Here is a 13,824-nt window from a genome sequence, read left to right as displayed (position 1 = left end):
GACCTCCATGAAGCGCGTCCTGGCCACCCTGTACATCCTGGGCCTCACCATGGTGATGTTCGCCCTCACCATGCTGATCCCGCTGTTCATCGCCTATGTGGGGGGCGACGCGGCGCGCGACGCCTTCCGCGATGGCTTCCTGATCTCGGTCGGGATTGGCGGCGGCCTGGCCGCGCTGACCCGGCGCAACCGCAGCGAACTGCGGGCGCGCGACGGCTTCGTGCTGGTGTCGGCGGTGTGGGCCGGCCTGCCGCTGCTGGCGGCCATTCCGCTGCTGCTGTACTTCCATGGCGCCGGGCTGCCGTTGTCCTTCACGGGGGCCTATTTCGAGGCGATGTCCGGGCTGACCACCACCGGCGCCACGGTCCTGACCAACCTGGACACCTTGCCGCCGTCGATCAACCTGTGGCGCGCCACGCTGATCTGGATCGGCGGCATGGGCATCCTGGTGCTGGCCGTCGCCATTCTGCCGCTGCTGGGCGTCGGCGGACACCAGGTAGTTCGGGCCGAGACCCCGGGGCCCATGAAAGACGAGCGGCTGACGCCCCGCATCGCCAGCACGGCCAAGGCGCTGTACGCGGTGTATTTCGTGTTTTCCATCCTCTGTTTCCTGGCGTACCGGGTGGCGGGACTGTCCTGGTTCGAGGCCTGGTGCCACATGGCCACCACCATGGGTCTGGGCGGTTTTTCGACCTGGGACGACGGCTTCGCGCACTTTGACTCCGTCGCGGTCGAAATGGTGGCGATGGTGTTCATGCTGATCGCCGGCATCAACTTCGCCACGCACTTCAATGCCTTCCGCCAGCGCAGCCCGCGCGCCTATTGGCGCTGTCCGGAGGCGATTCCGTACCTGGTCGTCGTGCTGGGGGTGGGGCTGGTCATCTCGGTGTACCTGTTCATCAAGGATGTCTACACCGATCCCCTGGAAGCGCTGCGCTACGGGATGTTCAACACCATTTCCATGGCCACCACCACCGGCTATGCCAATACCGACTTCGCGCAGTGGCCGCTGTTTGCGCCGCTGACGATGCTGCTGCTGTCGGGCTTTGCGACGTCGGCCGGGTCGACGGGGGGCGGGATCAAGATGATCCGCGCCATCCTGCTGGTCAAGCAGGCCCGCAATGAGCTGGTCACCATGTTGCACCCGCATGCCGTCAGCCCGGTCCGGATCAACGGCAGGGCGGTGGAGACGCGCACCATGTCGTCCGTGCTGGCGTTCATGCTGTTCTATGGCATGTCCATCGCGGTGTTCACCAGCCTGCTGCTGCTGTCGGGCCTGGACCCCATCACCGCGTTCTCGGCCGTGTTCGCCAGCGTGAACAACACGGGGCCCGGCCTGGGGCCGGTGGGCCCCATGGGCACCTTTGCGGTGCTGTCGGACTTCCAGATCTGGGTCTGCACGTTTGCCATGCTGATCGGCCGCCTGGAGCTGCTGACCGTGCTGGTCCTCTTCACGCCGATCTTCTGGCGCAAATAGGCGCCCGAAAGGCGTCTTTTCATAAGGGATAGCCCGAATAAGGGTTATCCCATCCCCCTTCGAAACCCCCGCCAGCGCTGGCTTTCAGGCGGGCGCGCGCTCGCGACCCGCGTCAATCCTGTGTTGTAAGCGCTTGCTCACTTTCTCTCAGAGGGCAAAACCGGATGATTCGCGATGTTGCACACAAATGTCACGATTTTCAATCGTTTTGCCACAAACCTGCGGCTATCATGCGTTCACAAGCCGCCGTCTAGTGCCCCCCGGGAAGTTGCCGGGCTTCAAGGTCGAACGGCGCATACCCTCATCAAACATTCAAAGGAGTCCGAGATGGAACAAATCCCGTTCATTTCGTCGGCCCCCAACACCCTGGGCATCGAACTTGAGTTGCAACTGATCGACCCCCGCAGTTTTGACCTTGCTGCAGCCTCTGACGAACTGTTGGCCCAAATGGCCAATCATCCTATTGCCGACCGCGTCAAACCCGAAATCACGCGGTCCATGATCGAACTGAACTCCTCGGTTCACGATCACCCCATGGGCCTTTTGGCTGAAATGCGCGAGATGCGCGACGCCCTGGTCGAAGCGGCCGATGCGGTCGGCGTGTCGGTGGCGGGTGGCGGCGCCCATCCCTTCATGCGCTGGCAGGAACGCTCCATCTCGGATACCCCGCGCTTCCAGTACCTGGCCGAAATGTACGGTTACCTGGCGCGTCAATTTACGGTGTTCGGCCAACACATCCATCTGGGCGTGAAAAGCGGCGACGACTCCATCAAGTTGTTGCGCCGCCTGTCGCCCTACGTGCCGCATTTCATCGCGCTGACGGCTTCCTCGCCCTACTGCGAGGGGGTGGACACGCTGTTCTCGTGCTCGCGCCTGAACGCCGTCAACAGCTTCCCGCTGGCGGGTCACATGCCGGCCGAGGTCAAGGACTGGTACCAGTTCGAGGCCCACCTGTCCCAGCTGCGCGCCTTCGGCCTGGCCGAAAGCATCAAGGACCTGTACTGGGATATCCGTCCCAAGCCCGAATTCGGCACGGTCGAGATCCGCGTGTGCGACACGCCGCTGACGGTGGAGCGCGCGTGCCAGGTGGCCGCGTTTGCGCAGGCGCTCGCCGTGTTGCTGATGCGCGAGGAAGACCCCAGCGACAACGCCTGGCTGTCCTACCGCAGCAATCACTTCCAGGCCTGCCGTTTTGGCCTGCAGGGCAGCTACGTCACGCCCGACGGGCAACGAGTGCGCCTGATCGACCACCTGCGCGCGCTGTTCCAGCGTCTGATGCCGGTGGCCGAGGAACTGGGCACGGGCGACATGATCGCCGCCCTGCGCGACGACGCCATGCGCGCCGGCAACGACGCCCGCTGGCTGCGCAGCCAGTACCATCGCCTGCGCGATCTGCCGCTGGTGGTGGAAGCCATGTCGAACGCCTGGCGTGGTACGGCGGCGCCCGTTGCGCCGCCGGCAGAGCCGACCGCGGTGCTTCGCCGCCGTATCCGGGCAACGTCCGAACCCATGCAGGGTCTGTCGGCGTCCGAGCCGGGCGTCACCGTGCCGGAACGCCTGCACTAAGCCGGGCAGGTGCGGGACTTCCTGATCAGGGGGTTCCGCGCTGCCGGCCGCCGATCGCGCTGATGGACAGGCGGGTCTCTCCCGCCACGGTCCGATGCGAGGCGGCGCGCCAGGCGTGGCCGTAGGCCACTTCGATACTCAAGACAATCAGGCCGTCTGCGTTGCGTTGCGCTTCCAGCGCCGCGCACAGGCGGTCGCGCCAATCGCGGCCCACCAGTCCGCCGCGGCGTCCTTCGGCCGGGTTGCCGCCCAGCGCGCGCACGTCCTGCAGCAGCTTTTCCGGGCTGCGGTAGGTCAGCGTCAGGATCTCCTGGTCCATGACCGGATCCGCGAAGCCGTTTTCCACCAGCAAATCGCCGAAGTCGTGCATGTCCACAAAGGACGGCGTGGCCGTGCGCAGGCCGGCATCCGCGAGTGCCTGCCGCAGTTCGCGCAGCGTGGCTGGCCCCAGACAGGAAAACATCGCCAGGCCGCCGACTTTGAGAATGCGGCGCCATTCGGCCAGCACGGCGTGCGGTTCGCGGTGCCAGTGCATGGCCATGTTCGACCACACGAGTTCCAGCGATTCGGGCGGCAGGCCCGTGTTGGCCAGATCCGCGTTCACAAACGCGGGGGCGGCCGGGCCGCGCCGCGCCAGTTTGCCGATCCAGGCCGACAACCCGCCCGGCGCGTGGCGCTTGCGCGCCTGTTCGAGCAGCGGCTCGCAGTTGTCCAGGCCGGTGTAGGCCGCCTCGGGATACCGTTCGCGCAGCAGCGGCAGGTTGTCGCCGGCGCCGCAACCGGCGTCCAGCATTGCGTGGGGTTGCACGCGGATGTACTGCAGGCGGCCGAGCATGCGGCGCGCGACTTCGCCATAGAGGAATTGGGCGTCGGCCAGGTCGCCGCGGCGGGCAAACTGGCGCGGCACGTCGGCGCTGACGAGGGGCAGGGAGGGGGGCGTTGCGGTTTCTGGCAGGGACATTTCGGTCGCGCTCGCGGGATCACCCGGAGCGGAGCATGGTTTGATCAGGGATGGCTCACATTATTGCCCATCCCGGCGGCAGGCCCCGATTGCCCCTACTCGACATGGGGCGACGGCTGCTGTCGCGCCTGGGTTGCGATTGTCCGTTGTGCGGCGCGCGGGTCGCGGGCGCGCGACTGTGCGCCGGGTGTCAGGCGGACATCCTGGCCGGTCCGGCGGGGGCCTCGGCAAGGTGTCCGCGCTGCGCGTTGCGCCTTCAGGGCGGCGGACAGCATTGCGCGGCTTGTCTGGCGCAACCGCAGGCGTTCAGCCGTACGATCGCGGCGTTTGACTATGCGCCGCCCGGCGACGCGCTGGTCCTGATGCTCAAGACGCAGTTGCGGCTCAGCATGGCGCCGGTGCTGGCGCGCTTGATGGCGCAGGCGCTGCGGGAGGCCGCGGCACAGCCCGGCGCTCACCTGCCGCCCGATCTGCTGCTTGTGCCCATTCCCGCAAGCCGGGCGTCGTTGCGTCAGCGGGGCATGAACCCGGCGGCCGAGATCGCGCGCAGCCTGGCCGCGGAACTGGCGCTGCCGGCGCCGCGTCTCCTGCTTGCACGGCGGCGTGAAACGCCTCGGCAAGCCACGCTCGGCCGGCGTGCACGGCAGCGGGGGGCGGTGGGTCTCTTCGTCTGCGCAGGTCCGATTCGCGGGCGGCACGTGGCCGTGGTGGATGACGTCATGACCACCGGCAGCACCGTCGGCGCCGCCGCGACCGCCCTGATAGCGGCGGGCGCGGCCAGCGTGACGGTGCTGGTGGCGGCGCGCACGCCGTGACCTTGTCTGTACGGCCGCCGGTATCCCCGCCTTCACGAAGCCGCCAACAGGCCGCCGTTCCAGACCTCGCCGCCAAATCGGCGACAATCACGCTCGCGCGGCCGCTTCCTGGCCGCGGACCTTTCCCCCCATTGCGCGCGCCATGTTCCACGTCATTCTCGTCTGCCCGGAGATCCCTCCCAACACCGGCAACGCCATCCGGCTGTGTGCCAATACCGGCGCGCAACTGCATCTGGTGCGTCCCCTGGGGTTCGAACTGGATGACGCCCGCATGCGGCGCGCGGGGCTGGACTATCACGAGTGGCAGCCCGTGCGCGTGCACGACACGCTGCAAGAGGCACTGGACGACACCGGCGCGGTCGCTTCCAGCATCTATGCGCTGACCACGCACGCGCAGCGCAGCGTGGCCGATGTCAGTTTCAAGCCGGGCGATGTGTTCGTGTTTGGCCGCGAAAGCGCGGGCCTGTCGGACGAGCATCAGGCGATGTTTCCGCCCCAGCAGCGGTTGCGGCTGCCGATGCGCACCGGCCAGCGCAGCCTGAACCTGTCTAACGCCGTGGCGGTCACGGTGTTCGAGGCCTGGCGCCAGCAGGGCTACGAAGGGGGCGCGTAGGCGCCGCCCCTCGGTCTGAAGATCAGTCCAGCGACAGCTTCAGCTTGTCGATCACCTGATCCCAGCGCGCCTTCTCGTTCTTGATGCGGTGGGTCAGGGCTTCCGGCGTGGATGGGGCCGGCGTGAAGTATTGCAGCGCCAGCTGCTTGCGCACGGCCTCGCTATTGATGATGCGCGCCAGTTCGCTGTTGAGCCGTTCGACGATCGGCGTGGGCGTGCCGGCCGGCGCCAGGATCGCGTTCCACGAGATGGCTTCGAAGTCCGGATAGCCCTGCGAGGCCATGGTCGGAACGCCGGGCAGGGCGTCGCTGGGCTGCAGGCTGGTCACGGCCAGCAGCTTCACCTTGCCGTCGCGCGCCTGCGGCACGGCGATCGCCGGCACCATGAAGCCGGCCTGCACGTCGCCGCCGATGATGGCGGTGATGACCTGCGGAAAGCCGGAATACGGGATGTGGGCCAGGTCCACGCCCGCGCGTTCCTTGAACATCTCCATGGCCAGGTGGGCCGAGCTGCCCGGGCCGACCGAACCGTAATTCAGCGAGTTGCCGCGGCCCTTGACCAGCTTGACGAAGTCCTGGACGTTGTCGACCTTGAGACTTCCGGGCACCACCAGCACGTTGGGGCTGGTGCCGACCAGCGATACCGGTTCCAGATCGGTCAGCGGGTCGTAGCCCAGCGTCTTCTTATAGAGCGTGGGCGCGGTGACCAGCGGACCGTTGATCGTGTAGAGCAGCGTGTAGCCGTCGGGCTTGGCCTGCGACACCATGCGCGTGCCGATGTTGCCGCCGGCGCCCGGCTTGTTGTCGATCACGATGGGCTGGCCCAGGGCCTGGGACAGCGGCTCGGAAATCGTGCGCGCCAGGATGTCGGGCGACGAGCCCGGCGGGAAGGGCACGACCATGTGGATCGGGCGCTCGGGCCAGTCGGCGTGGGCGGCAATGGGCAGGATGGCGGCCAGGCTCAGGCAAAGGCCACGCAGCAGCGGGCCGACCCGGAACTTGCGGGTATGCGTCATGAAGGATGTCTCCTCGGGTAGTTGTCGTGTCAGCCCAGCCCTTCATAGCGCGCATCCCGCGCCAGCAGGGCCGAGACGGCGGTCATGGGGGCGACGCCTTCGAACAGCACGGCGCACACCGCTTCGGTGATCGGCAATTCGACATTGATGGCGCGGGCGCGGTCCAGCGCGGCGCGGGCGCAGCGCACGCCTTCGGCGGTGATGCCGCTGGCCAGGATGTCGGCCAGCTTGCGGCCCGCGCCGATCTCCAGGCCCACGCGCCGGTTGCGCGACAGCTCGCCGGTGGCGGTCAGCACCAGGTCGCCCAGGCCGGTCAGCCCGGCGAAGGTTTCGGCCTGCGCGCCCAGCGCGACGCCAAAACGGGTCATCTCGGCCAGGCCGCGGGTGATCAGGGCCGCGCGGGCATTGGTGCCCAGCGCAAGGCCATCGCCAATGCCGCAGGCCACCGCAATGACGTTCTTCAACGCGCCGCCGACCTCAACGCCAACGAGATCGGTGCTGGCGTAAACGCGCAGCGCCGCACCATGGAAGGCGGCCGTGGTGGCTTCGCGCAGGGCGGGGCTGCTGCTGGCGACCGTCAAGGCGACGGGCAAGCCTTGCGCGACTTCACGGGCGAACGAAGGGCCCGACAAGGCGCCGCCGGTCGCGCCGGGCAGGGCCTCGCGCATGATTTCGTGGGGCAGTCTGGCCGTGTCGGCCTCAAACCCCTTGCACGTCCAGACGATGGGCGTGTCTTGCAGTCCCAGTGCGGGCAGCCGTTGCGACAGCGCCTCGCAGATGGACGTGAGACCCGCGACGGGCACGCCGAGCACGATCAGGCGGCGCGCGGCGTCGTCCTGCAAGGTGCGCAGCGTGGCGTCCAGGTCAGCGGAATATTGCAGCGTCTTGGGCAGGGAAATGCCCGGCAGATAGCGGGCATTTTCGTGGGCGGCGGCCATGGCGGCCGCTTGCGCGGCTTCGCGCGCCCAGAGCTGGGTGGGGTGGCGGCGGCTGGCGGCCGCCGCCAGGGCGGTGCCCCAACTGCCCGCTCCCAGGACGGCGACGCGCAGGCGCGGCTCGGCGGGTTGGTTCATGGGGCGCCGCGGGGTGCTTACTGGCGGGTGGCGCCGGGCGGCAGGATGATGCCCGATTCGGCGCCGTTCGCGCCGGCGGCCTGCTGCTGTTGCAGTTCGGCGATGCGCTGCTCGTACAGGGCCTGGAAGTTGACTTCGGTCAGGTGCAGCGGCGGCATCGAGGTGCGGGTGATCGCGTCGGCGACGTTGGCGCGCAGGTACGGGTACAGCATCGTGGGGCAGACAATGCCCAGCAGCGGATCAAGTTGCTCTTCGGGGATGTTGGCGGCTTCGAAGATGCCGGCTTGCGTGCCTTCAACCAGGTACACGACCTTGTCGTTGATGCGCGTGGTGACGGTGACGGTGACCGTGGTTTCGAACACGGTTTCGGCCAGGCGCTGGCCGCCCACGGTGATGCTCACTTCGACCTGGGGCGCTTCCTGCTCCAGGAACACGTGAGGCGCGTTCGGCATTTCCAGCGAAAGGTCTTTCAGGTAGACGCGCTGCAGATTGAACGAGGGCGCGTCGTTGCCGCCTTCTTGCTGGGTGTTTTGGTCTTGATCAGCCATGAGTGTTTCCGTTGGTGGGAGGGGCAAAAAGGGGCGATTAGCCGTTCAGCAAGGGGGTGAGGCCACCCGAGCGGTCCAGGGCCATCAGGTCGTCGCAACCGCCGACATGGGTATCGCCGATGAAGATCTGCGGGACGGTGCGCCGGCCGGTGCGTTCGATCATGACATCGCGCTGGGACGGTTCCCGGTCGATCTGGATGATTTCCAGGTCGGCCACGCCACGCTGCTCGAGCAGCGCCTTGGCGCGGGAGCAGTAGGGGCAATAGTCCTTGCTGTACATGACGACTTTGTTCATAGGGCGCTCCTGTGGGTACAAGAATAGGTAGATGGGGGCAAGTCCCCCTGCTTCAACCCTTCTGGGTTACCGGCAGGCTGGCGGCCGACCAGGCACGCATGCCGCCTTCAAGCGGCACGACGTCGGTGAATCCCTGGGCGCGCAGCTTGGCGGCGGCGCGGGCCGAATCGCGGCCGTTGTCGCAAACCACCACGAGAGGCTTGTTCTTGGGCAGCGAGCTGGCCTTCTGCTCGATGTCGGCTGCCGGCACGTTTCGTGCCTGAGCGATGTGGCCGGCCTGGAATTGCTCGACGGGGCGCACGTCGACCCACACGGCATTGCGCTGGTTGACCATCTGGATGGCTTCAGTCGTGCTGATGGCGGACCCGGTCCGGCCCTTGCGCAGGGCGGGAATGATCAGCATCACGCCGGATACGACGGCGACGGCGACGATGAAAATGTTGTTTTTATCGAGCAAGAATTGCAAAAGGTCCACGAAGGCTTCCTGTAGTACGTCGGCGGGCGCTACGTCGGCTTGCCTGTTGGCAAGTCTTCCGGCCAGCCTGGTAGGGGCGAACCCTGATGCGACGCGTCCAGGACATGGACGCGGTGCGCCGGGGCAAAATCACGGGCAAAATCACTCAATTATAAAATGAGCGCATTCCTTAACCATCCTCCAACTTTAACCCGCCCGGCGGGCGTCCCAAACCATGCACAAACTCGTACTGATGCGCCACGGTGAAAGCCAGTGGAATCTTGAAAACCGTTTCACCGGCTGGACCGACGTCGACCTGACCGACACCGGCCGCGAACAGGCCCGCAAGGCGGGCGAATTGCTCAAGAAAGAAGGCTTTGCCTTTGACCTGGCCTATACCTCGGTGCTCAAGCGCGCCATCCGCACCCTGTGGATCGCCCTGGACGCCATGGACGCCATGTACACCCCGGTCGGCGTGAACTGGCGCCTGAACGAGCGCCACTACGGCGCTCTGCAGGGCCTGAACAAGTCCGAAACGGCCGCCAAGTACGGCGACGAGCAGGTCCTGATCTGGCGCCGCGCCTACGCGATCGCCCCGGAGCCGCTGGATCTGGACGACGAACGCCACCCGCGCTTTGACAGCCGCTACGCCAAGATCCCGGCCGACCAGCTGCCCGCCACCGAGTGCCTGAAGGACACCGTTGCCCGCGTGCTGCCGTTCTGGAACGATTCCATCGCCCCGGCCATCCGTTCCGGCCGCAAGGTGCTGATCGCCGCCCACGGCAACAGCCTGCGCGCGCTCATCAAGCACCTGGACAACGTGTCGGACGACGACATCGTCAACCTGAATATCCCGACCGGCCAGCCGCTCGTCTATGAACTGGATGATGACCTGCGTCCGATCCGCCACTATTATCTCGGCGATGCCGCCGAGATCGAGGCGGCCATGGCTGCGGTTGCAGCCCAGGGCAAGGCCAAGAAGGACTGATATTTCTATGCGTCGCACGGCGGGGTTGTTGTTGGCGGTCATGTTGGCCAGTGGGGCGCTGCCTGCGCGTGCCGCGCCCAGTGACCTCGCCGGGCGTCAGTCCGACGCCGAAAAACAGCAGGCCGCCTTGCGCGACCGCATCGAGAGCCTGCAAAAGGACATCGACGACCGCGAGGCGGCCCGCAAAGAGGCCGCCGACGCGCTCAAGCAGTCGGAATCGTCGATTTCCCGGATCAACCTGCGCCTGAAGGAACTGGCCGACGCCAATCGCAAGGCGACGGCCGATCTCGCGTCGCTGGAAAAGCAGATCACCGCGCAGGAGGCCGTGCTGGCCAAGCGCCGCGCCGAACTGGCCGACCAGCTGCGCACCCAATACACCAGCGGCCTGTCGCCCTGGACGGCGCTGCTTTCCGGCGACGATCCCCAGGTGCTGGGCCGCAATCTGGGCTACCTGGACTACGTGTCCCGTGCCCGGGCCGACGCCGTGAAGGCCCTGCGAGCCGACATCGACCGGCTGGCCGCCCTGCAGGCGCGCGCGGACGAACGCCGCACCGAAATCGAAAAGGGGGTTGCCGAGACCTCCGAACAGAAAACCGCGCTGGTCGCCCAGCAAAAAGAGCGCGCCAGCCTGCTGGCCCAGCTTGAAGGACAGATCGCCGCCCAGCGCGCCGAGGCCAACAAGCTCGGGCGCGACGACCAGCGCCTGTCACGGCTGATCACCGACCTGGACGCGGCCATCGCCAAGCAGATCGAGGAAGCCCGCAAGGCCGAAGAGGCGCGCAAACGCGCCGAAGAAGCCCGCCGTGCCGAGGAAGCGCGACGTGCGGCCGAGGAAGCCCGCCGCGCCGCCGAAGAGGCCAAGAAGCGCGCCGAGGCCGAACGCCGGTCGCAGGACGCCCGCCGCAAGGCCGAGGCAGACCGCAAGGCCGCCGAGGACGGCGCGCGCCGCGACAGCGAAGCCCGCGAGGCCGCCCAGGCGCGCGAACAGGTCGAAGCGGCAGCCCAAAAGAATCGCGGCCCGGTGGCCGTGGCCGACCCCGACGCCGCCGGCTTGCGTCCCGCCGACCAGCGGCAGACCCGCATTGGCGGCCCGGCTGATACCCCGCCGCCCACAAAACCCGCGGATCCCCCCAAAAAGGCGGAACCGATTGAGGAGCCCGCCACTCCAACGCGCAGTGCATCGGCACAGCAGACCGCCAAGGCGCCGCCCGTGGGCGGCGGCAACGGCCTGCGTCATGGTCTGACCATGCCGGTGCGCGGCCAGGTGCAGGGCAGGTTCGGGGTGGATCGTCCGGACGGCGGCGTGTGGCGTGGCGTGGTGCTGCGCGCGGCCGAGGGTACGCCCGTCAAGGTCGTGGCCCCGGGTACTGTGGTTTACGCCGATTGGCTGCGCGGCTTTGGCAACCTGATCATTGTGGATCATGGCCAGCAATACCTGACCGTCTATGCTTACAACCAAAGTCTGCTCAAACGGGTGGGCGATGCGGTGGCTGGCGGGGATACTATTGCTACCGTGGGCGCAACCGGCGGCCAAGTGGAATCCGGCCTATACTTTGAAATTCGCCATCGTGGCGCTCCAGTGGACCCGGCCCAATGGCTGGCGCAGTAGATGTGTCGGCTGGTGCAGCCGGTTTGCTGGAATGCAATCGGCGTAAACGCTGTCGGTAAATGAATGTCGTTGGAAAAATACCGTTGGTAAATTACCAAACCCATCGGCGAAAACAAAATTCGGGAAGTGTGCATGGGCACTCGTAAGTTTCGCGGTTTCGGTCTGATTGCCATCGGTGCGGTGGCTGGTGTGTTGCTGAGTGTTGGCGTGACTGCGGTCGCCCAGCGCGGCAGCCCCCTGCCTCTGGACGAGCTCAGGCAACTGAGCAATGTCTTTGCCGCCATCAAGAACAACTACGTCGAGGCCGTCGACGACAAGACCCTGATCGACAATGCCATCTCGGGCATGGTGTCGAACCTGGATCCCCACTCCGCCTACCTGGATGCCGACGCGTTCCGCGAAATGCAGACTGCGACGCAAGGCGAGTTCGGCGGCCTGGGCATCGAGGTCGGCGCGGAAGACGGCTTCGTGAAGGTCATCTCGCCCATCGAGGACACGCCTGCGGCCCGCGCCGGCGTCATGGCCGGTGACCTCATCATCAAGATCGACGACACGCCCACCAAGGGCATGACCCTGAACGACGCGGTCAAGCTCATGCGTGGCGCGCCCAAGTCGCCCATCACGCTGACGATCATGCGCGCGGACCGCCCGCAGCCGATCGTCGTGAAGATCGTGCGCGACATCATCAAGGTGCGCAGCGTGCGCAGCAAGATGCTGGACAACGGCATCGCCTACGTGCGCGTCGCCCAATTCCAGGAAAAGACCGGCGCCGACCTCGCCCGCCAGCTCAAGGAGCTGGGCGCGAAGGAACCGCCCAAGGGTCTCGTGCTGGACCTGCGCAATGACCCGGGTGGCCTCCTGACCAGCGCCATCGGCGTGTCCGGCGCGTTCCTGCCGCCCGATGCGCTCGTGGTGTCCACGGACGGCCGCACGCCGGACGCCCGCCACAAGTACCTGGCGACGCCTTCGGAATACGCCCGCGGTGAAAGCAACTACCTGTCCGGCCTGCCGGCCTGGACCAAGACGGTGCCGATGGTGGTGCTGGTGAACGTGGGTTCGGCCTCGGCCTCCGAGATCGTGGCCGGCGCGCTGCAGGACCACAAGCGCGCCAAGGTGCTGGGCAACCGCACCTTCGGCAAGGGCTCCGTGCAGGTGATCCTGCCGCTGTCCGAAACCACCGCGGTCAAGCTGACCACGTCGCGCTACTTCACGCCCAGCGGCCGTTCCATTCAGGCGACCGGCATCGAACCGGACTACGTCGTTGCCGATACGGCCGACGGCGACCTGTTCCGCCTGCCGCGCGAAGCCGACCTGCAACGTCACCTGTCCAACCAGCAGACCACCAACGAAATCAAGTCCAGCGCCGACCAGGACAATGTGGATCTGCCGGCCAAGGTGTTTGAATTCGGCGGCAAGGACGACTTCCAGCTCCAGCAGGCCCTGAATCTGCTGGCCGGCAAGCCGGTGCAGAAGGGCTCGGCCCGCGCCCAGGCCAAGGCAGACGCCAAGGCCGGCGGCGGAACGCCCCAGCGCATGAAGATCACGCCGACCGGAGTCGAGCCCAGCAAGGACAAATGAACGACGAGCAACTGCTGCGCTACGCCCGTCACATCCTGCTGGACGAACTCGGGATCGAAGGGCAGGAAAAACTGCTGGCGGCGCGTGTGCTCATCGTGGGGGCGGGCGGTTTGGGTTCGCCCGCCGCGCTCTACCTGGCCACCGCCGGCGTGGGCGATATCACGCTGGCCGACGACGATGTCGTCGAACTCAGCAACCTGCAGCGCCAGATCCTGCACACCACCGCAAGCGTCGGCAGGCCCAAGGCCGAGTCCGGCCGCGACATGCTGGGCGCCTTCAATCCGCAGACCCGCGTTCACGCCCGGGTCGAGCGCCTGAAAGACCAGGCCTTGTCCGATGCCGTCGCGCAAGCGGACCTGGTGCTGGACTGCACCGACAACTTCACCACCCGGCACGCCATCAACCGCGCCTGCGTGCAGCACCGCAAGCCGCTGGTGTCGGGCGCCGCCATCCGCTTCGACGGCCAGGTCAGCGTTTACGACCTGCGCGACGACAACGCGCCGTGCTACCACTGTCTGTTTCCCGAAGCCGACGACGTCGAAGAAGCCAACTGCGCCACCATGGGCGTCTTCGCGCCGGTGGTCGGCATTATTGGCAGCATGCAGGCCGCCGAAGCCCTGAAACTGCTGTCCGGCGTAGGCGAAAGCCTGTCCGGCCGCTTGCTCTGGCTGGACGTGCGCACCATGCAATGGCGCAGCGTCAACGTGCAACGTGACCCCGAATGCACGGTCTGCGGCCACCGCGAGCACGCCTGAAGTCTGCCCGCATTGCACTTAAGAACAATACTAAAGGTTTCAAATACCTGCTATAACGCCAGCCAGCCTACTGAATT

Annotated in this window: 14 protein-coding genes; 8 read left to right on the top strand and 6 right to left on the bottom strand. The window is 66.8% G+C overall.

The annotated features are described in order from the left end of the window. Positions 1-7: 7 nt before the first annotated feature. Together ASD71_RS03735 and ASD71_RS03730 are read left to right on the top strand one after the other, a co-directional pair. Entirely contained in the window at positions 8-1,477 is a 1,470-nt protein-coding gene (locus tag ASD71_RS03735) for a TrkH family potassium uptake protein (RefSeq protein WP_056559978.1), read from the top strand. 327 nt (positions 1,478-1,804) lie between these two features. Next, a complete protein-coding gene (locus tag ASD71_RS03730; protein WP_056559975.1) occupies positions 1,805-3,043 on the top strand; it encodes a YbdK family carboxylate-amine ligase in 1,239 nt (412 codons plus the stop codon). 25 nt (positions 3,044-3,068) lie between these two features. Here the strand turns inward: ASD71_RS03730 and ASD71_RS03725 are convergent, their stop codons facing one another. Further along, positions 3,069-4,004, bottom strand: a complete 936-nt coding sequence (locus ASD71_RS03725; protein ID WP_056559973.1) for a methyltransferase domain-containing protein — start codon at positions 4,002-4,004, stop codon at positions 3,069-3,071. A gap of 89 nt (positions 4,005-4,093) precedes the next feature. Between ASD71_RS03725 and ASD71_RS03720 the strand changes: the two genes are divergently transcribed. Next, positions 4,094-4,819, top strand: a complete 726-nt coding sequence (locus ASD71_RS03720; RefSeq protein WP_369818917.1) for a ComF family protein — start codon at positions 4,094-4,096, stop codon at positions 4,817-4,819. A gap of 142 nt (positions 4,820-4,961) precedes the next feature. After that, complete coding sequence (locus ASD71_RS03715; RefSeq protein WP_056559971.1) at positions 4,962-5,432, top strand: tRNA (cytidine(34)-2'-O)-methyltransferase; 471 nt, start codon at positions 4,962-4,964, stop codon at positions 5,430-5,432. A 22-nt stretch (positions 5,433-5,454) separates the two neighbouring features. Here the strand turns inward: ASD71_RS03715 and ASD71_RS03710 are convergent, their stop codons facing one another. From ASD71_RS03710 to ASD71_RS03690, 5 genes are read right to left on the bottom strand one after another with little or no spacing between them, the layout of a single operon-like run. Further along, positions 5,455-6,447 carry a tripartite tricarboxylate transporter substrate binding protein gene (locus tag ASD71_RS03710; protein ID WP_056559969.1) on the bottom strand — a complete coding sequence of 331 codons (993 nt, stop codon included), beginning with the start codon at positions 6,445-6,447 and terminating at the stop codon, positions 5,455-5,457. 29 nt (positions 6,448-6,476) lie between these two features. After that, positions 6,477-7,520, bottom strand: a complete 1,044-nt coding sequence (locus tag ASD71_RS03705; protein WP_056559966.1) for an NAD(P)H-dependent glycerol-3-phosphate dehydrogenase — start codon at positions 7,518-7,520, stop codon at positions 6,477-6,479. 17 nt (positions 7,521-7,537) lie between these two features. After that, positions 7,538-8,068 (bottom strand): protein-export chaperone SecB, encoded by a 531-nt coding sequence (gene secB / locus ASD71_RS03700; protein WP_056559965.1) that lies wholly within the window; start codon positions 8,066-8,068, stop codon positions 7,538-7,540. A gap of 37 nt (positions 8,069-8,105) precedes the next feature. Then, positions 8,106-8,363, bottom strand: a complete 258-nt coding sequence (gene grxC / locus ASD71_RS03695) for a glutaredoxin 3 (RefSeq protein WP_056559963.1) — start codon at positions 8,361-8,363, stop codon at positions 8,106-8,108. Between the two features lie 52 nt (positions 8,364-8,415). Further along, positions 8,416-8,838, bottom strand: a complete 423-nt coding sequence (locus tag ASD71_RS03690) for a rhodanese-like domain-containing protein (protein ID WP_056559961.1) — start codon at positions 8,836-8,838, stop codon at positions 8,416-8,418. 214 nt (positions 8,839-9,052) lie between these two features. On the opposite strand from ASD71_RS03690, the gene gpmA reads away from it, so the two are divergent. From gpmA to ASD71_RS03670, 4 genes are all read left to right on the top strand, one after another. After that, positions 9,053-9,805, top strand: a complete 753-nt coding sequence (gpmA, locus tag ASD71_RS03685; RefSeq protein WP_056559959.1) for a 2,3-diphosphoglycerate-dependent phosphoglycerate mutase — start codon at positions 9,053-9,055, stop codon at positions 9,803-9,805. Between the two features lie 7 nt (positions 9,806-9,812). After that, positions 9,813-11,414 carry a peptidoglycan DD-metalloendopeptidase family protein gene (locus tag ASD71_RS03680; protein ID WP_056559958.1) on the top strand — a complete coding sequence of 534 codons (1,602 nt, stop codon included), beginning with the start codon at positions 9,813-9,815 and terminating at the stop codon, positions 11,412-11,414. A gap of 132 nt (positions 11,415-11,546) precedes the next feature. After that, complete coding sequence (locus ASD71_RS03675; RefSeq protein ID WP_056559956.1) at positions 11,547-12,992, top strand: S41 family peptidase; 1,446 nt, start codon at positions 11,547-11,549, stop codon at positions 12,990-12,992. Then, entirely contained in the window at positions 12,989-13,747 is a 759-nt protein-coding gene (locus ASD71_RS03670) for a molybdopterin-synthase adenylyltransferase MoeB (protein WP_056559954.1), read from the top strand. Before ASD71_RS03675 ends, ASD71_RS03670 begins: the two co-directional genes overlap by 4 nt. The last annotated feature ends 77 nt before the right edge of the window (positions 13,748-13,824 follow it).

Source organism: Achromobacter sp. Root565, assembly GCF_001427425.1.
Classification (GTDB): Bacteria; Pseudomonadota; Gammaproteobacteria; order Burkholderiales; family Burkholderiaceae_B; genus Achromobacter; species Achromobacter spanius_D.
This window is presented reverse-complemented; position numbering and strand designations above follow the sequence as displayed.